At 67.6% G+C, this 18,123-nt stretch carries 20 protein-coding genes; 18 read left to right on the top strand and 2 right to left on the bottom strand.

Going from position 1 to position 18,123, the window contains the following annotated elements; all coding sequences use genetic code 11:
* The first annotated feature begins 38 nt into the window (after positions 1-38).
* The 17 genes from rho (at position 39) to OPF83_RS01855 (ending at position 15,406) form a co-directional block, all read left to right on the top strand.
* Positions 39-2,057, top strand: a complete 2,019-nt coding sequence (gene rho / locus OPF83_RS01935; protein WP_264885511.1) for a transcription termination factor Rho — start codon at positions 39-41, stop codon at positions 2,055-2,057.
* Complete coding sequence (prfA, locus tag OPF83_RS01930; protein ID WP_264885510.1) at positions 2,054-3,139, top strand: peptide chain release factor 1; 1,086 nt, start codon at positions 2,054-2,056, stop codon at positions 3,137-3,139. The genes rho and prfA overlap by 4 nt, the downstream gene beginning before the upstream one ends.
* A 5-nt stretch (positions 3,140-3,144) precedes the next feature.
* Positions 3,145-4,161 (top strand): peptide chain release factor N(5)-glutamine methyltransferase, encoded by a 1,017-nt coding sequence (gene prmC / locus OPF83_RS01925; RefSeq protein ID WP_264885509.1) that lies wholly within the window; start codon positions 3,145-3,147, stop codon positions 4,159-4,161.
* Positions 4,158-4,811, top strand: coding sequence for an L-threonylcarbamoyladenylate synthase (locus OPF83_RS01920; protein ID WP_264885508.1), 654 nt, complete (start codon positions 4,158-4,160; stop codon positions 4,809-4,811). Before prmC ends, OPF83_RS01920 begins: the two co-directional genes overlap by 4 nt.
* Before the next feature lie 2 nt (positions 4,812-4,813).
* Positions 4,814-5,974: a glycosyltransferase family 4 protein gene (locus OPF83_RS01915; RefSeq protein WP_264885507.1), complete on the top strand. Its 1,161-nt coding sequence runs from the start codon at positions 4,814-4,816 to the stop codon at positions 5,972-5,974.
* Between the two features lie 10 nt (positions 5,975-5,984).
* Complete coding sequence (locus OPF83_RS01910; RefSeq protein WP_264885506.1) at positions 5,985-6,434, top strand: hypothetical protein; 450 nt, start codon at positions 5,985-5,987, stop codon at positions 6,432-6,434.
* A 241-nt stretch (positions 6,435-6,675) separates the two neighbouring features.
* The gene (gene atpB / locus OPF83_RS01905) at positions 6,676-7,455 is read left to right on the top strand and encodes a F0F1 ATP synthase subunit A (RefSeq protein ID WP_264885565.1); all 780 of its coding nucleotides are present in this window, start codon (positions 6,676-6,678) and stop codon (positions 7,453-7,455) included.
* Positions 7,456-7,552: 97 nt separating this feature from the next.
* A complete protein-coding gene (locus OPF83_RS01900; protein ID WP_264885505.1) occupies positions 7,553-7,792 on the top strand; it encodes an ATP synthase F0 subunit C in 240 nt (79 codons plus the stop codon).
* 26 nt (positions 7,793-7,818) lie between these two features.
* Complete coding sequence (locus OPF83_RS01895; protein WP_264885504.1) at positions 7,819-8,391, top strand: F0F1 ATP synthase subunit B; 573 nt, start codon at positions 7,819-7,821, stop codon at positions 8,389-8,391.
* Positions 8,392-8,405: 14 nt separating this feature from the next.
* A complete protein-coding gene (locus OPF83_RS01890; RefSeq protein WP_264885503.1) occupies positions 8,406-9,224 on the top strand; it encodes a F0F1 ATP synthase subunit delta in 819 nt (272 codons plus the stop codon).
* Between the two features lie 101 nt (positions 9,225-9,325).
* Positions 9,326-10,963, top strand: coding sequence for a F0F1 ATP synthase subunit alpha (atpA, locus tag OPF83_RS01885; protein WP_264885502.1), 1,638 nt, complete (start codon positions 9,326-9,328; stop codon positions 10,961-10,963).
* Between the two features lie 55 nt (positions 10,964-11,018).
* Positions 11,019-12,005: a F0F1 ATP synthase subunit gamma gene (locus OPF83_RS01880; RefSeq protein WP_264885501.1), complete on the top strand. Its 987-nt coding sequence runs from the start codon at positions 11,019-11,021 to the stop codon at positions 12,003-12,005.
* Positions 12,006-12,008: 3 nt separating this feature from the next.
* Complete coding sequence (gene atpD, locus OPF83_RS01875; RefSeq protein WP_264885500.1) at positions 12,009-13,457, top strand: F0F1 ATP synthase subunit beta; 1,449 nt, start codon at positions 12,009-12,011, stop codon at positions 13,455-13,457.
* Between the two features lie 9 nt (positions 13,458-13,466).
* Positions 13,467-13,838 (top strand): F0F1 ATP synthase subunit epsilon, encoded by a 372-nt coding sequence (locus tag OPF83_RS01870; RefSeq protein WP_264885499.1) that lies wholly within the window; start codon positions 13,467-13,469, stop codon positions 13,836-13,838.
* Positions 13,839-13,896: 58 nt separating this feature from the next.
* Positions 13,897-14,346, top strand: a complete 450-nt coding sequence (locus tag OPF83_RS01865) for a DUF2550 domain-containing protein (RefSeq protein WP_264885498.1) — start codon at positions 13,897-13,899, stop codon at positions 14,344-14,346.
* 43 nt (positions 14,347-14,389) lie between these two features.
* The gene (gene nucS / locus OPF83_RS01860; RefSeq protein WP_264885497.1) at positions 14,390-15,070 is read left to right on the top strand and encodes an endonuclease NucS; all 681 of its coding nucleotides are present in this window, start codon (positions 14,390-14,392) and stop codon (positions 15,068-15,070) included.
* A 33-nt stretch (positions 15,071-15,103) separates the two neighbouring features.
* Positions 15,104-15,406 carry an ATP/GTP-binding protein gene (locus OPF83_RS01855; RefSeq protein WP_264885496.1) on the top strand — a complete coding sequence of 101 codons (303 nt, stop codon included), beginning with the start codon at positions 15,104-15,106 and terminating at the stop codon, positions 15,404-15,406.
* Here the strand turns inward: OPF83_RS01855 and OPF83_RS01850 are convergent.
* Positions 15,387-16,277 (bottom strand): DivIVA domain-containing protein, encoded by an 891-nt coding sequence (locus OPF83_RS01850; protein ID WP_264885495.1) that lies wholly within the window; start codon positions 16,275-16,277, stop codon positions 15,387-15,389. The genes OPF83_RS01855 and OPF83_RS01850 overlap by 20 nt on opposite strands.
* Positions 16,278-16,332: 55 nt before the next feature.
* Positions 16,333-16,797 carry a methylmalonyl-CoA epimerase gene (gene mce / locus OPF83_RS01845; RefSeq protein WP_264885494.1) on the bottom strand — a complete coding sequence of 155 codons (465 nt, stop codon included), beginning with the start codon at positions 16,795-16,797 and terminating at the stop codon, positions 16,333-16,335.
* 77 nt (positions 16,798-16,874) lie between these two features.
* Here mce and OPF83_RS01840 point away from each other — a divergent pair, with 77 nt between their 5' ends.
* Positions 16,875-18,074, top strand: coding sequence for an acetyl-CoA C-acetyltransferase (locus OPF83_RS01840; RefSeq protein WP_264885493.1), 1,200 nt, complete (start codon positions 16,875-16,877; stop codon positions 18,072-18,074).
* Positions 18,075-18,123 lie beyond the last annotated feature (49 nt).

Here is an 18,123-nt window from a genome sequence, read left to right as displayed (position 1 = left end):
TGCACACCGCCTCGGCCCCGGGCCCAGAAAGGATTCCCGTGACCTCGACGGAAACCACCCCCAGCGCGCCACAGGGCGCCTCCTTGGCAGAGATGCGTCTCGCCGACCTCAAGTCCGTCGCGCAGCAGATGGGACTCAAGGGACTGTCCGGAAAGCGCAAGAGTGACCTCGTCGCGATGATCGAGGGTGCTCGCAGTGGCCGCCCCGCGACCAAGGTCTCGGCACCGGCTCCGTCCACCAAGGCTGCGCCTGCAGGGAAGTCGGACACCGACGCCGGTCGTGTGGACACCGACGCCGGGCGCACGAACACCGGCGACAGCGGCGCGGAGGGTTCGGCACCGACGTCGGATTCACGTCCTGACGAGGGTCGCCGTGGCGATCAGCGTCAAGACCGTGAGCAGGGCGGTCGTCAGCGTCGTGGTGCTCAGGACGGCGGTGACCACGCCGCTGGCCAGCAGGGTGGCGGCGAGCAGGGCGGTCGCGGGCGTAACCAGCAGAACCGCGACAACCAGAACCGCGACAACCAGAACCGTGATCAGCAGGGGGGCGGCGAGCAGGGCGGTCGGGGTCGCAACCAGCAGAACCGTGACAGCCAGAACCGCGACGGTCAGAACCGGGACCAGCAGGGTGGCGGTGAGCAGGGCGGTCGCGGGCGTAACCAGCAGAACCGCGACAACCAGAACCGCGACAACCAGAACCGCGACCAGCAAGGGGCGGAGCAGGGCTCGGGTTCCGGTAACCAGGGCGAGGGCAACGGACCCCGTGGTGACGGCCAGAACCGGGACGACGACGGCGGCGGTCGCGGGCGCCGGAGTCGGCGGCGTCGCGAGCGCAACCGCGGAGGCAACCGCCAGCAGGACGGCGACACCGAGGTGCGGGAGGACGACGTCCTCCAGCCGGTCGCGGGCATCCTCGACGTGCTGGACAACTACGCGTTCGTCCGCACGTCCGGGTACCTTGCGGGCTCGAACGACGTCTACGTCTCCATGAATATGATCCGCCGGCACGGTCTGCGCCGTGGTGACGCGATCACGGGTGCGGTCAAGATCCCCCGGGACGGCGAGGGACACGGCGGGAACCAGGGTGGCGGGAAGAACCGCCAGAAGTTCAACCCTCTCGTCCGGATCGACACGGTCAACGGCGGACCGGTGGACCAGGCCAAGGGGCGGGTCGATTTCTCCAAGCTCACCCCGCTGTACCCGAACCAGCGACTGCGCCTGGAAACCGAGAAGAACGTCATCTCCACCCGCGTGATCGACCTGATCATGCCCATCGGCAAGGGCCAGCGCGCCCTCATCGTGTCCCCGCCCAAGGCAGGTAAGACCACGATCCTGCAGAACATCGCGAACGCCATCGCGACCAATAACCCGGAATGCCACCTCATGGTCGTGCTCGTCGACGAGCGTCCCGAGGAGGTCACCGACATGCAGCGTTCGGTGAAGGGTGAGGTCATCGCCTCGACCTTCGATCGGCCGCCGTCAGACCACACGCAGGTCGCCGAGTTGGCCATCGAGCGGGCCAAGCGCCTCGTCGAGTTGGGGCAGGACGTCGTCGTCCTCCTGGACTCCATCACGCGCCTCGGTCGCGCCTACAACAATTCCTCGCCTGCGTCGGGCCGCATCCTGTCCGGCGGTGTCGACTCCACGGCGCTGTACCCGCCCAAGCGGTTCCTCGGAGCGGCGCGCAACATCGAGAACGGCGGCTCGCTCACGATCATCGCCACGGCGATGGTGGAGACGGGCTCCGCGGGCGACACCGTGATCTTCGAGGAGTTCAAGGGCACCGGTAACGCGGAGCTCAAGCTCGATCGCAGGATCGCCGAGCGTCGTGTCTTCCCGGCGGTCGACGTGGGACCGTCCGGCACCCGCAAGGAGGAGCTGCTCATGAGCCCCGAGGAGGCGGGCATCATGCACAAGCTCCGCCGCGTCCTCTCCGGCCTGGACACGCACCAGGCGATCGACCTGCTCATGTCCCAGCTGCGCAAGACCACCACGAACTACGAGTTCCTGCTGCAGGTCGCCAAGACCACGCCGACGCTTCCCCAGGACGAGGAGTGAGCGACGGGGCTGGACGGGCACCATCGTCGATCGACGACGTCCTCTCCGAGTACGGCGGGCTCGAGGCCCAGCTGTCCGATCCCGCGCTGCACGAGGACGCGGCCGCTGCGCGCCGCGTCGGCAAGCGGTTCGCCGAACTGACCCCGGTGGTCCAGTGCTACCGGGCGCTGGAGTCGACGGTCGGAGATGCGCAGGCTGCGCGGGAACTCGCCGACGACGATGCCTCGTTCGCCGCGGAGGCCGACCGCCTCGATGCCGAGGCGTCGGTGCTCGAGGCGAAACTCGCAGACCTGCTCGCCCCGCGCGATCCGCATGACTCGGACGACATCATCATGGAGATCAAGTCGGGCGAGGGCGGCGAGGAATCGGCGCTGTTCGCCTCCGATCTCGCCCGCATGTACACGCGGTACGCCGAGAAGCACGGCTGGACCGTCCAGGTTCTTGGCGTCACCGAGTCGGACCTCGGTGGGTACAAGGACGCCACCTTCTCCATCCGTTCGAAGCAACCGTCGCGCGACGGAGTGTGGTCGCGCCTGAAGTTCGAGGGCGGCGTCCACCGTGTCCAGCGCGTCCCGGTGACCGAGTCCCAGGGCCGTGTCCACACCTCGGCCGCCGGCGTCCTCGTGTACCCCGAGCCCGAGGACGTGGGCCCGGTCGAGATCGACGAGTCCGACCTGCGTATCGACGTCTACCGCTCGTCGGGCAAGGGCGGGCAGGGCGTCAACACCACCGATTCCGCTGTCCGCATCACCCACCTGCCGACCGGCACCGTGGTGACGTGCCAGAACGAGCGCAGTCAGCTGCAGAACAAGCAGCGCGCGCTCGAGGTCCTCGCGGCCCGGCTCCAGGCCGCCGCCGAAGAGGCCGCCGACGCGGAGGCCGCGGAGGGACGCGCCACCCAGATCCGCACGGTCGACCGATCAGAGCGGATCCGTACCTACAACTTCCCGGAGAACCGTATCGCCGACCATCGAGTCGGGTTCAAGGCGCACAACCTGGACTCCGTCCTCGACGGTGATCTCGACGCGGTCCTGGACGCCCTCGCCGACGACGAGCGACAGCGGCGCATGGAGCAGGGCTAGCAGGAATGGAATCGAGTCCGGCTCCCGGCACCGGCCTCACCCCGGTGCCCGTCGCTGTGCGCTCCGCCACCGCGACGCTCGCCGCCGCCGGGATCGACTCCGCGGCGGTCGAGGCGCGGATGATCTGCGCGCACGCCGCGGGGGTGGACCTGTCCCGACTCCTGCTCGCCGACGGGCTCGACGCCGTGCAGCTCGCCGAGGTGGACCGGATCGTCGCCGCGCGGGCGGCGGAGCACCTGCCGCTGCAGTATCTGCTCGGGCGTGCGTCGTCGGGCCTGCTGGACCTGGCCGTGGGGCAGGGCGTGTTCATCCCGCGGCCGGAGACGGCGCTGCTCGTCGAGTGGGTGCTCGACCGACTCCCTGCGCCGACCGGGGGACCGGGACCGATCGTGGTGGACCTGTGCGCGGGCAGCGGCACCATCGCACTGGAGATCGCCCACGCCCGCCCCGACGCCCGGGTGCACGCCGTCGAACTGCATGACGCGGCGCTGACGTGGCTGCGCCGGAACGCCGCCGAACGCGCCACCGCAGGCGACACGCCGATCGAGATCCACCACGCCGACGCCACGGACCCCGGGCTGCTGACACAGCTGCGGGGCCGGGTCGACGCCGTGGTGTCGAATCCGCCGTACATCCCGATCACCGACGACCTCCCCTCGGACGTGCTGGGGCACGAGCCCGCGACCGCCCTGTTCGGGGGAGAGGACGGCCTCGTCGTCGTCGTCCCCCTCGTCGACGTGGGCGCGTCGCTCCTCGCGCCCCGGGGACTCCTCGCCGTGGAACACGACGACACGACCGGCGCGGAGGTCGCCGCGGTCGTCGCCCGACAGGGACACTTCGGTACCGTGGAACTGCACACCGACCTCGCAGGTCGGCCCCGGTTCGTCACCGCGACGGCGCGCGGCACCCGCCGCGACACCGCCCGCGGCGGGGCGACCGGGAGGGAACAGAACCGACACGACTACGACGACGACACCGTCGCCGAGGTCGACCCGACAGTCCAGAAGGGGATCGCCCGGTGACCATCACCTACGACTGCACCGAGGCCACCGGCCGTGAGGTCGGTCTGAGCTCCGCCGCCGGGGCCCTCCGCGCCGGCCGGCTCGTCGTGACCCCGACCGACACCCTGTACGGCATCGCCGCAGACGCGTTCGACCCGGATGCGGTCAACCTACTGCTGTCGGCCAAACGCCGCGGACCGGACATGCCCGTTCCGGTGTTGGTGGGCTCGTGGGAGACCATCGACGGTCTCGTCGTGAGCACCCCGGCCTCCGCGCGTGACCTCATCCGCGCGTTCTGGCCCGGCGGGCTCAGCCTCATCGTCCACCAGGCGCCCTCGCTCGGCTGGAACCTCGGCCACACCCAGGGCACCGTCATGCTGCGGATGCCGCTGCACCCCGTCGCCATCGAGCTCCTGCGCGAGGTCGGACCGCTCGCGGTGTCCAGCGCCAACGTCTCCGGGCAGCCCCCGGCGACCACGGTCGCGCAGGCGCGCGACCAACTCGGCGAGTCCGTCGCCGTGTACCTCGACGGCGGGCCCTGCTCGATCGGGGAGCCGTCCACGATCGTCGATCTCACGGGGCCCGCGCCGAGAATCGTGCGCGAGGGAGCAGTGACGGCCGAGCGCGTCGGCGAGGTGCTCGGCGTCGACGCGGCGTCACTGCGCGGGTAGCCGTGGGCATCGGGATCCCCTTTCGGGAGCTCCTGCTCATCGGGGTCGCCGCGGGCCTCGTCACCTTCGTCGTCACCGGCCTGGTCAGGGGAGTGGCACCGGCCATTGGCGGACTGGCCTACCCCCGCGAGCGGGACGTCCACCTCGTCCCCACCCCGCGGCTCGGCGGCGTGGGCATCTTCACCGGCATGCTCGTCGCGGTGTATCTCGCCGCGCAGCTCCCGGCGCTGAACAGGGGATTCCCCCCGTTCGCTCCGGATGTCGAGGCGACGATCACGGCCGGGGCCGTCATCGTCCTGGTGGGGATTGTCGACGACATCCTCGGCCTGGGTGCAGTCACCAAACTCGCCGGACAAGCGGCCGCCGCGGGAGTCCTCGTGGCGATGGGCGTGTCATGGACGCTCGTCTATCTGCCGTTCGGTGACGGCAACATCCTCGTCCTGGACCAGTTCCAGGCCGGACTGCTCACCGTGGTGTTCACCCTCGGGATCGTCAACGCCATGAACTTCGTGGACGGACTCGACGGGCTGGCCGCCGGCCTCGGGGCGATCGCGGCCGTGGCCATCTGCGTGTTCTCCGTCGGGATCATGCTCGACCAGGGCGGCACCGTCGGCGCCTACCCGCCGGCACTGGTCACCGCCGTGCTCGCCGGCGCGCTCCTCGGGTTCCTCCCGCACAACTTCCAGCCCGCCCGCATCTTCATGGGGGACTCCGGTTCGATGCTCATCGGGCTGGTGCTCGCCGCCGCGTCGACCAGCGCCTCCGGCAAGATCTCGCAGAGCCTCTACGGTCCGCAGGAGATGCTCGTCCTCCTGTCGCCGGTGATCGTCGTGGCCGCGGCGATGTTCGTGCCGATGCTCGACCTCGTGATGGCGGTGATCCGTCGGGTGGGCGCCGGACGGAGCCCGTTCGCGCCCGACAAGATGCACCTGCACCATCGGTTGCTCGCGCTCGGCCACTCCCACCGCAGGGTGGCGCTGGTCATCTACGCGTGGGTGTCTCTCATCGCGTTCGGCGCCGTCGGGGCCACCATGTTCCCGACGGAGGTGATCGTGCCGCTGGTCGGGGCCGGCCTCCTCAGCGTCCTGGCCGCGACACTGGTGCCCCGGCTGCGCGCGTCCAGGGGAGAACACCGCGCGGAGGGTGACGAGAGCTCCCGCTAGGCTGCTCCGCATGAGCAACAGCCCCACGCCTCCCGTCGAGCCCGTCAAGAGCGCCCACACGGTCGGCCTCCAGAAGGCCCTCATCAGCGGCGTCCTGGCATTGATCGTCCTCGTCATCCTCAGTGCGGTGATCTGGTACGCGGTCGACGGCATGCCGGGCCTGTGGGGAGCGCTGCTCGGTGCGGCGATCGGTGGCGTGTTCGTTCTCCTCACCGTGGTCGTGGTGATCGCGACCGCCAACACCTCACCCACCGTGACCGGAGCGGTATTGCTCGGGACGTGGCTGCTCAAGCTGATCGTCGCGATCGTGGCGGTCGCCGCACTCAAGCCGCTGGACTTCTACTCGCGGCCCGCGTTCGCGCTGACCATCGTCATCGCGATGGTCGTGGTCCTGGCCACGGAATCTGTGGCGATCATCCGACATCGTGCTCCCGCAGTCGAACCCGTTCCGGAGCCCTGACCGCCACGTTCTCCACACGGCCGGGGACAGGTGTCAGTGTGGTGTCCCCCGGTAGCGGTCGAATCGTTACTCTTTGCTACGATGCTCCGTGGCGGTAAGCCGGGAAGTGGGAAGGACGCGATCGCGTTCCAGACCCCCTCGGAGCCGCTGGGTTCCGTGTGCCGGAACCGGAGCGATGCACATAGACCACCGTCTGGAGTAGACGGCCCGAACAGGGGAGAGAGCGCTGAGCACGTCACTGCTGGCATTCAAGGGCGAGTTCCACCCGCCGTCACTCAATGATTTCTTCCCGCCGGCCGTACTGTTCGAGGGCACCGCCTTCCAGTTGGACCGCCTGATGATCATCCGGGTGCTCATGGCGCTCGTCGTGGCGGTGTTGTTCTACGTGGGTATGCGCGGCGCCAAGGTCGTCCCGAAGGGCTTCCAGAACGTCACCGAGATCGCACTCGACTTCGTCAAGACCTACATCTCGGACGACATCATCGGGAAGAAGGACGGCGACCGGTTCCTGCCGATCATCGCCACGATCTTCTTCCTCACGCTGTTCATGAACCTTCCGGCGGTGATCCCCGGACTGAACATCTCGCCCAACGCGCGAATCGGCATGCCGCTCGTGATGGCGCTGATCGTCTACGTCGTGTTCATCTACGCGGGTGCGAAGAAGTACGGCTTCTTCTCCTTCGTCGGCAAGTCGGTCGTCGTCCCGAACCTCCCGCCGGCTCTGCACCTCCTGGTGATCCCGATCGAGTTCATCTCGACCTTCGTCCTGCGTCCCGCGACGCTGACGATTCGTCTCATGGCCAACATGCTGGCCGGACACATTATGATCGTGCTGCTGTTCTCCGCCACGAACTTCTTCTTCTGGCAGTTCAACGGGTGGACCGCGGTGAGCTTCGTGACCATCATCGTGGCCATCGCCTTCACTCTCTTCGAGCTGCTGGTGATCTTCCTGCAGGCGTACATCTTCGCCCTGCTCGCCGCGGTGTACATCGACCTGTCGCTCCACGCCGACAGTCACTAATTCTTCCGGCGCCCCAGAGCGCCGGTTGCACAGACCACTCCGACGACCGAGTGCGGACATCCCGTACCGGCCATCTGAAAAGGAACGGAAAATCCACATGGATATCGTCACTCTCGCGCAGGCCACGGAGACCAGCTTCAAGGGTCTCGGCGCCGTCGGCTACGGCCTGGCCGCCATCGGCCCCGGCATCGGCATCGGCATCGTTGTCGGTAAGACCATCGAGGGCATGGCCCGCCAGCCCGAGATGGCCGGTCAGCTCCGGACCACGATGTTCCTGGGCATCGCCTTCACCGAGGCCCTCGCGCTCATCGGTATCGTTACCGGCTTCATCTTCTGATCGCCGACTGGCGCAAGGTCAACGACATGAATCCGATCCACATCCTCGCCGCAGGCGAGGGCGAAGGGCTTCCCCTCGAGGAGACGCCCAACGTCCTGTCGCCGGCGCTGTATGACATCGTCTGGTCGCTGATCCCCTTCCTCGTCGTCCTCTTCATCTTCTGGAAGTTCGTCCTCCCGATGTTCAAGCGGGTCCTGGACGAGCGCACCGAGAGGATCGAAGGCGGAATCGAGAAGGCGGAGGCGGCTCAGGCCGAGGCCAAGGCAGCTCTCAACAAGTACAACGCCCAGCTCGCGGAAGCGCGCTCCGAGGCCGCCAAGATCCGTGATGACGCGCGGGCCCAGGGCCAGCAGATCATCGCCGATATGAAGGCCGAGGCGCAGACCGAGAGCGATCGCATCATCGCCGCCGGTCAGCAGCAGCTGGCCGCGCAGCGTCAGCAGATCGTCACCGAGCTCCGTAGCGATCTCGGTCGCCAGTCGGTCGATCTCGCTGAGCGCCTCATGGGTGAGCAGCTGTCCGACTCGGTCCACCGTTCGGGCACCATCGACCGCTTCCTGGCTGACCTCGACGGGGTCGCCGGGGCCGGCCAGAAGTAAGGAAGTAGCTGAACATGCACGCAGCAAGCCGCGACGCCCTTGAGCAGTCCCGGTCAGTCCTGCAGTCCCGGCTCTCCGCGAATCCCGCGGGAGGTGCCACCGGAGCCAAGGTCGGCTCCGAGCTCTTCAGTGTGGTCGACCTCCTTGAGGGGGATCGCTCTCTCCGGGTAGCGGTCGCGGATTCGTCCGCGCCCGTCGAGGCACGTCAGGACCTCGCACGGTCCGTGCTGGGCTGGAAGATCGACGACACCACCCTCGAGGTGGTGCTTGCTGCGGTCGCATCGTCCTGGTCGAACCCACGTGACCTGCGAGAGGGTCTCGTGACGTTGGGCCGGGAGGCTCTCCTGCTCTCCGCGAAGGAGCAGGGGCAGCTCGGAGCGGTCGAGGACGAGCTCTTCCGACTCGGCCGCATCGTGGCCGGAGACGCCGAGTTCGAGCAGGCACTGTCGGACAGGAACGCTACCGCGGAGAGCAAGCGCGCCCTCCTCGGCCAGGTCTTGTACGGAAAGGTCACGGCCGTCACCGAGGCTCTCGCCTCGCAGGCCGTCGCCCGGCCCGAGGGCATGCCCGCTGACGACATCGACTCGCTCTCCCGGATGGCTGCGGAGATCGAGGGGCAGTCGGTGGCGGTTGTCACCTCTGCCTCGGAGCTCACTCAGGAGCAGCAGGACGCGCTGTCCCGCAAGCTCGCCGGCATCTACGGTCGCGAAATGACCGTGCACGTCGAGGTCGATCCCGCCGTGATCGGCGGTGTCGTGGTGCGCGTCGGTGACGAGATCATCGACGGGTCCGTCGCCGGACGTCTCGCCGCGGTTCGGCGGGCCCTGCCGTAACCCGGCGGGGACCGACCCCATGACGAGCAACGGTCGCCCACGGTCGGTGCTCACCTAATGAACGACTAGCCCAGACCACTTTTAGTGAGAGCAGGAATGACATGGCGGAGCTGACTATCTCCTCCGACGAGATCCGTAGTGCAATTGCGAACTACACCTCCAGCGTCTCGACCGAGGCGTCGCGCGAGGAGGTCGGAATCGTCACCGACACCAGTGACGGTATCGCCCACATCAGCGGCCTCCCGTCCGCGATGGCCAACGAGCTCCTCGAGTTCCCCGGCGGCATCCTCGGTGTCGCGTTGAACCTGGAGGACCGCGAGATCGGTGCGGTTATCCTCGGTAACTTCGACGAGATCGCCCAGGGGCAGGAGGTGCGCCGTACCGGAGAGGTTCTCTCCGTCCCTGTCGGTGACGCGTTCCTCGGCCGCGTGGTGAACCCGCTCGGTCAGCCCATCGACGGCCTCGGCGAGATCGCCTCGGAGAGCACCCGCGCCCTCGAGCTCCAGGCCCCGACAGTGCTGGAGCGTCAGCCGGTCGAGGAGCCCATGCAGACCGGCATCAAGGCGATCGACGCCATGACGCCGATCGGCCGTGGCCAGCGTCAGCTCATCATCGGTGACCGCAAGACGGGCAAGACCGCCGTCTGCATCGACGCGATCCTCAACCAGAAGGCCAACTGGGAGTCGGGCGACAAGACGAAGCAGCTCCGCTGCATCTACGTCGCCGTCGGCCAGAAGGGCTCCACCATCGCGGGCGTCAAGGCGACCCTCGAGGAGCACGGCGCGATGGAGTACACCACCATCGTCGCGGCCCCGGCCTCCGACTCCGCCGGCTTCAAGTGGCTCGCCCCGTTCACCGGCTCGGCGATCGGTCAGCACTGGATGTACGCCGGCAACCACGTCCTCGTGGTGTTCGACGACCTTTCCAAGCAGGCCGACGCGTACCGCGCCATCTCGCTGCTGCTGCGTCGTCCGCCGGGTCGTGAGGCCTACCCGGGTGACGTCTTCTACCTCCACTCCCGCCTGCTGGAGCGGTGCGCCAAGCTGTCCGACGAGATGGGTGGCGGTTCGATGACCGGTCTGCCGATCATCGAGACCAAGGCGAACGACGTCTCGGCGTTCATCCCGACCAACGTCATCTCGATCACCGACGGTCAGGTCTTCCTCGAGTCCGACCTGTTCAACCGCGGTGTGCGCCCGGCCATCAACGTCGGTGTCTCGGTCTCGCGAGTCGGTGGCGCCGCCCAGACCAAGGGCATGAAGAAGGTCTCCGGCTCTCTGCGTCTCGACCTGGCCGCGTTCCGCGACCTCGAGGCGTTCGCCACCTTCGCCTCCGATCTCGACGCCGCGTCCAAGGCGCAGCTCGAGCGCGGTCAGCGTCTCGTCGAGATCCTCAAGCAGGACCAGAGTTCGCCGGTCTCCGTCGAGGACCAGATCGTCTCGATCTACCTCGCCGGTGAGGGCTACTACGACACGGTTCCGGTCGATGACGTGCGCCGCTTCGAGCGTGAGCTCATCGAGAACCTGCACCACACCGCTGCCGACGTCTACTCGCAGATCGAGGGCGGCGCCGCACTGAGCGACGAGTCCAAGTCGGCACTCGAGGCCCGCACGGACGAGTTCAAGCAGGGCTTCGTGGCCTCCGACGGGTCGCGCGTCGTCAACGAGCCGGAGGCCGAGCCCCTGGCTGCCGACGACATCGATCGTGAGTCCCTCACGGTCAGCAAGAAGAAGGCCTGAGGCCCCTCGATGACTGTCATCAGAACCGAGGCCGAGAGGAGTGTGATCTGAGACCATGGCGAATCTGCGTGAACTACGCGACCGGATCAAGTCGGTCAACTCGACCAAGAAGATCACCAAGGCCCAGGAGATGATCGCGACGTCGCAGATCTCCAAGGCCCAGGCGCGGGTCGAGGAGGCGAAGCCCTTCGCCGATCAGATCACCCAGATCCTCACCGATCTGGCCAACGCGTCGTCCGTTCAGCACCGGATGCTCAACGAGCCCGAGAACCCGAAGCGGTCCGCGGTGCTCGTCGTGACCTCCGACCGCGGCATGTGTGGTGGCTACAACCACAACGTGTTGAAGGAGGCGTCGGAGCTCATCGCTTTCCTCGAGGATGAGGGTCGCGAGGTCGACATCTACGTGCTCGGCAACAAGGGCATCGGGTACTACTCGTTCCGCGATACGGCGATCGCCGGCGCGTGGCACGGACACTCCCAGAAGCCCGTGTACGCGGAGGCGCGCCCGGCGTTCCAGCTCCTGTCGACCGCGTTCGCGGTCGGAGGAGAGGGATCGTTCGACGCGGCGGAGTTCCTCGGTGTCGACCAGTCCGGTGACACGACCCGAAAGGGAGTGGACGAGGTCCACATCGTGTACACCCAGTTCGTGTCCATGCTCACCCAGACCCCGCGTGCGCGGCGTCTGGCCCCGATCGAGACCAAGGTCGAGGTCGAGGAGCTGGATCTGGGCGAGGACATGCTCGACACCTCCAAGACTGACTTCAAGCCTGAGGTCTCTTTCGAACCCGATGCGGACACGTTGCTCGACAACCTCCTCCCGAGGTACATGTCGACCCGCGCCTTCGCGTCTCTGCTCGAGTCGGCGGCGTCGGAGTCGGCTGCCCGCCGTACCGCGATGAAGTCGGCTACTGACAACGCCACCGAGCTGGTGGAGGGCCTCAGCCGTGAGGCGAACCAGGCCCGTCAGGCACAAATCACCCAGGAAATCAGCGAGATTGTCGGTGGCGCTGGCGCGCTCGCCGCGAGCGCAGGAAGTGACTAAGTAATGACCACAGCTGTTACCGATCAGAGCGCGACGGGCACGGCCGGTCTCACCGGTCGCGTCTCCCGGGTCCTGGGTGCGGTCGTCGACGTGGAGTTTCCGCGCGGCGCCCTCCCAGCCCTGTTCAACGCACTCACGGCCGAGATTACCCTCGAGGCCGTTGCCAAGACCGTCACCTTCGAGGTCGCCCAGCACCTTGGCGACAACATGGTGCGCTGCATCGCGATGCAGTCCACCGACGGACTCGTCCGCGGAGCCGAGGTCGTCGACTCCGGCAAGCCGATCTCGGTTCCCGTCGGCGATGCCGTCAAGGGCCACGTGTTCAACGCACTGGGTGACTGCCTCGACGCGCCCGGCACGGGTCGCGACGGCGAGCAGTGGGGCATCCACCGCGAGCCCCCGGCCTTCGACCAGCTCGAGGGCAAGACCGAGATCCTCGAGACCGGCGTGAAGGTCATCGACCTGCTCACCCCGTACGTCAAGGGCGGCAAGATCGGTCTGTTCGGCGGCGCCGGCGTCGGCAAGACTGTGCTCATCCAGGAGATGATCACCCGTATTGCGCGTGAGTTCTCCGGTACCTCGGTGTTCGCCGGTGTCGGTGAGCGTACCCGTGAGGGCACCGACCTCTTCCTCGAGATGGAGGAGATGGGCGTTCTCCAGGACACGGCACTCGTGTTCGGTCAGATGGACGAGCCCCCGGGGACGCGTATGCGCGTCGCCCTCTCGGCGCTGACCATGGCCGAGTACTTCCGCGACGTCCAGAACCAGGACGTGCTGCTGTTCATCGACAACATCTTCCGCTTCACGCAGGCCGGTTCCGAGGTCTCGACGCTGCTCGGCCGTATGCCGTCCGCCGTCGGTTACCAGCCGACCCTCGCGGACGAGATGGGCCAGCTGCAGGAGCGGATCACGTCGACCCGCGGTCGCTCGATCACCTCGCTCCAGGCGATCTACGTCCCGGCTGACGACTACACCGACCCGGCTCCGGCGACCACCTTCGCCCACCTTGACGCCACCACGGAGCTCTCGCGCTCGATCGCGTCGAAGGGCATCTACCCGGCCGTGGATCCGCTGACCTCGACGTCGCGAATCCTCGAGCCCGGGATCGTGGGCGACGAGCACTACCGTGTCGCGCAGGAAGTCATCCGGATCCTCCAGAAGTACAAGGAGCTCCAGGACATCATCGCCATCCTCGGTATGGACGAGCTGTCCGAGGAGGACAAGGTCACCGTCCAGCGTGCTCGTCGTATCGAGCGCTTCCTGGGCCAGAACTTCCTGGTTGCCGAGAAGTTCACCGGCCAGGTCGGTTCGGTCGTGCCGCTCAAGGACACCATCGAGGCGTTCGACAAGCTCACCAAGGGCGAGCTCGATCACCTGCCCGAGCAGGCGTTCAACGGCATCGGTGGTCTGGACGACGTCGAGGCTGCCGCCAAGAAGCTCGCCGGGAAGTGACGGTTCACCATGGCTGACATGCACGTCGAGTTCGTGACTGTCGAGCGCCGCTTCTGGTCCGGTTCCGCGTCGATGGTGGTCGCCAAGACCACTGAGGGCGAGATCGGTATCCAGCCGGGTCACGAGCCGCTACTCGGTGAGCTGGATACCGGCGGCACCGTGACGGTCTACACGGACGAGGGCAAGAAGGTCGCCGCCGTCGAGGGTGGCTTTATCTCGGTCACCGCGACCAAGGTGAGCATCCTCGGCGAGTCCGCGGCCTGGTCTGACTCCATCGATCGCGCCGCCGCCGAGAAGTCGCTGGCGGAGGCTGGCGACGATGCGTCGGCCGCCGCTGTCGCTCGCGGTCGCCTCCGGGCGATCGAGAAGGCCGGCGCCTGAGCACTATCCGGTCTGGACCGTTCATCACGGCCGCGACCGCTGGAAGGAGTTGAGCTACGTGACGGCTCCCATCGGGGTGATCCTCGGTGTCGTCGCGCTGCTCATACTCCTGCCGGTGGTCGCGGCCGTGTTGTATCGGTTGGTCTTCGTCCGTCGCAACTCGACGTCGCTGTTGTCCAAGCGGGCTGGCGAGGACGCCTGGCGCTACGGCGCGGTCCGGTACACGGACACGGAGGTCGAGTTCTACCGTTTGCTCAGCATTCGTTTCCGACCGGATGTCCGGCTCGACCGTCGGACCCTGGAACTGGGAAAGAGACGGCAGCCCACCGGTACCGAGCTGGACATCGCGGAAGAGGGCGAGATCATCGTCCCGTTCTCCGGACAAGACCGCAGTGGTGGTGTCGTGGACGGCGAGCTCTGCCTTGGCCCGGCCGAGTTGACCGCCATGCTCTCGTGGGTCGAGGCATGCTCGATCGAGCAGGTCCGTCCCCGTCGCCACCGTCGCTGACCACCGACTCCACTGCTCTCCGAGCCGATTCCAGGAGGTACCGTTGCGACTCGTCGTCGCCACCTGTCAGGTAGATTATGTCGGCAGACTGACCGCGCATCTGCCGATGGCACCCAGGCTCCTGCTGGTCAAGTCCGACGGTTCGGTGAGCGTGCACGCCGATGACCGGGCGTACAAGCCGCTCAACTGGATGACCCCGCCGTGCTCGTTGACCGAGCAAGAACATCCGGAGAACGAAGAGCATCTCCTCTGGGTCGTGGAGAACAAGGCAGGAGAGCAGCTGCGCATCACGGTGGCCGAGATCCACCATGATTCTCACCATGATCTGGGTGTCGATCCGGGACTCGTCAAGGACGGCGTCGAAGCCCATCTCCAGGAGCTTCTCGCCGAGCACATCGACACGTTGGGCGAGGGGTACAGCCTCATCCGCCGTGAGTACATGACTGCGATCGGCCCCGTGGACATTCTCGGGCGGGACTCGGCGGGCGCGACTGTCGCCGTCGAGATCAAGCGGCGGGGAGAGATCGATGGGGTCGAGCAGCTGACGCGGTATCTCGAGCTGCTCAATCGAGATCCGCTGCTGGCCCCGGTCAACGGGATCTTCGCCGCACAGATCATCAAACCCCAGGCGCGCACCCTCGCTGAGGATCGCGGGATTCGGTGTGTGACACTGGACTACGACCGTCTCCGGGGGACCGAGTCCAACGACCTCCGACTCTTTTGACGCGTGCGAGAGTCGATCTGATCGGAGCGCGTTATGCCTCGACGACATAGACGGGCGGAACGACCCGGCCCGTTGCCGGACCGTGTCGGGCTCGGCTCCGCGCGGGTGGAGTCGGGGCCGGCGGGGGACCCGGATCAGTATCACGTCCGTCGCATCGCAACATCGCGGGCGACGAAGGACTATCGCTGCCCCGGCTGCGATCAGATCGTCCGCTCAGGCACCCCGCACATCGCGGCATGGCCTGACCGGCCGGGTGGTGAGGACGAACGACGGCACTGGCATTCAGGCTGCTGGAGCGGACGCGGGAGTCGCGGTCTCACTCGTCGCTGGGGCTGAGGCTCTGGTCCTCACGCCCGATCGGTGAGGCCGGGAGAGGTTCTTCATCAACGTCGCTCGGCACGATTTCGAGTCGTGCCCGGATCGCGGCGAGGTCCGACAGAGCGTCCCTACGTAGGGCGCGGAGACGCTCTGTGTGCGCTGTGGCTTCGGAGATCATCTGGGTGGCCCTCGCTTGAGCATCTGCGCGGAGCTGCTCGGCTTCATCAGACGCCCGAAGGCGGATTCCCTCGGCGGCCTCGATCGACGCCGCCCGGCGGAGCTCGTCCTCACGTAGCGCTTCCTGCCGGCGGGCGTCAGAGGCGATCCGGTGATCCTCGTCGACTCCCGTTCGCCGTCGAGCGGCCTCCTCGTCCAGTGCCCGGGCGGACCGTTCGGCGGTGGCGATGATCTCTGCGGCCCGGGAACGGGCGGTGTCGAGCACTGCCGCGTGTTCGGACCTGATCGCGGCGTTCCGGTCCCGGATGTCCTTCAGTTCCGCCTCTGCGGACTCCCTGAGCCGCCACGCGTCGTCCTCCGCCTGGGTGAGGATCTGGTCCGCGTCCGCGTGGGCGGCATCCCGGATAGAGTTCGCCTCGGAGTGGGCGAGGCCGAGCATCGTCGACAGTCTGTCTGACATCTGGTCGGCCGTGACCGGCGCGGTACCGAGTTCGGCGACCCGGGCTTCGAGCGAGGTCGTCCGTTCCCGCTCCCGCGCCAGATCATCGGCCGCCCGGTCGGCTCGACGAACCGCCGCGTCCCGGTCTGCCCGGAGCAGTTCGACCTCCGCCTCGAGGCGGGAGAGTGCCGCATTCACCTGGTCACGGTCGTACCCCTTGCGTACCAGGGCAAAAGACTGCGCGGCCGTGCGGGGGCTCTCCATGCTCGACATGTTGCCACCCTAGCCGCGCGGGCCGGCCTGTCGCCGAAGCCGTCGATCAGTCGATCTAGTGCTCCGTGGGCTCCACCAGTTCCAGGAGCACGCCGCCCGCGTCCTTGGGGTGGATGAAGTTGATGCGGGAACCGGCGGTGCCGTTCTTTGGGGCCGGGTAGAGCACCCGCACACCACGAGCGGTGAGATGGGCGGTGATCGCCTCGATGTCCGTCACCCGGACGGCCATCTGCTGGATGCCCGGACCGTTGCGGTCGAGGTATTTGGCGATCGTGGACTCCTCGTTGAGCGGGGCGAGGACCTGGAGGAGCGCGCTTCCGGTGGGCCGACCGGGCGATCCGAGCATGGCCTCACGGACGCCCTGCTCCTCGTTGATCTCCTCGTGGAGGTTCTCCATGCCCAGGTTGTCCCGGTACCACGCGACGGCGGCATCGAAATCCGGCACGGCGACACCGACATGGTCGATCGCCACGACGAGGTCTGAGGGCAGCAGGGGCTGGTCGGCTGGGGTAGTGGTCATACCTTCCACGCTAGCGGGTCGGGGTTCGCGGTAGTTTGGCGTGGATAGTCATCCCCCCCACATTCGGAAGGTGTCTCATGACCGCCGATCCCACCCGTACCGTCATCGTCTCCGGCGCCCGCACCCCCTTCGGACGCCTGCAGGGCGGTCTGTCCTCCCTCGCCGCGCCCGAACTCGGTGGCGTCGCGATCAAGGGCGCCCTCGAGCGCGGCGGAGTGTCGCCCGAGGCCGTCGACCAGGTCATCATGGGCCAGGTCCTCGGTGCCGGAGTCGGGCAGATGCCCGCGCGCCAGGCCTCGATCGCGGGCGGCCTCCCCAGGGCCGTCGACGCATTGAGCATCAACAAGATGTGTCTGTCCGGGCTCACGGCGATCGCCCTGGCGGATCAGGCCATCCGGTCCGGCTACTCTGAGGTCGTCGTCGCCGGCGGCCAGGAGTCGATGTCCCAGGCCCCGCACCTGCTCCCCAAGAGCCGTGCCGGCTACAAGTACGGGTCGATCGAAGTCTTGGACCACATGGCCTACGACGGGCTTCACGACGTTCCGACCGACCAGCCCATGGGTGCGTTGACCGAGCAGCGGAACGCCGAGCTGGGTATCACCCGCGAAGCACAGGACGAGTTCGCCGCCGTCTCCCATCAGCGTGCCGCGGCCGCCTGGGAGAAGGGGCTCTTCGCCGATGAGGTCGTTCCGGTGACCATCAAGGGGCGCAAGGGCGAGACGGTCGTGTCGACCGATGAGGGGGTGCGTGCCGACTCGACCGCGGAGTCGATGGCCTCGCTGCGTCCGGCGTTCGCCAAGGACGGCACCATCACCGCCGGTTCGTCGTCGCAGATCTCCGACGGTGCCTCCGCTGTCGTCGTGACCAGTGCAGCGCGGGCCGAGGCGGAGGGATGGCCGGTGCTCGCCGAGATCGTGGGGTACGGCACCGTCGCCGGGCCGGATTCCACCCTTCAGCACCAGCCGTCCGACGCCGTCCTGGACGCCTGCGAGCGGACCGGGATCGCGGTCGAGGACATTGATCTCTTCGAGTTCAACGAGGCCTTCGCCTCCGTCGGACTCCACGCCACGAAGGTGCTCGGGGTGGATCCGGAGAAGGTCAACGTCAACGGCGGGGCCATCGCCCTGGGCCACCCGATCGGGGTGTCCGGTAACCGTGTCGTGCTGACACTCGCGCTCGAGCTGGCCCGTCGGGGTGGCGGACTCGGTGCCGCCGCACTCTGTGGTGGTGGCGGTCAGGGCGACGCGCTGATCATCCGGGTGCCCGCAGCAGGCTGAACACCGGCCGCTGCAGCAGCCTCGGCGGCGGCGTGGCAGGATCGGGACC

The sequence above is a fragment of the Dietzia sp. NCCP-2495 genome (assembly GCF_026011735.1).
Classification (GTDB): domain Bacteria; phylum Actinomycetota; class Actinomycetes; order Mycobacteriales; family Mycobacteriaceae; genus Dietzia.
Note: the sequence above shows the minus strand (reverse complement) of the source record. Positions and strands in the feature narration are given on the sequence as shown.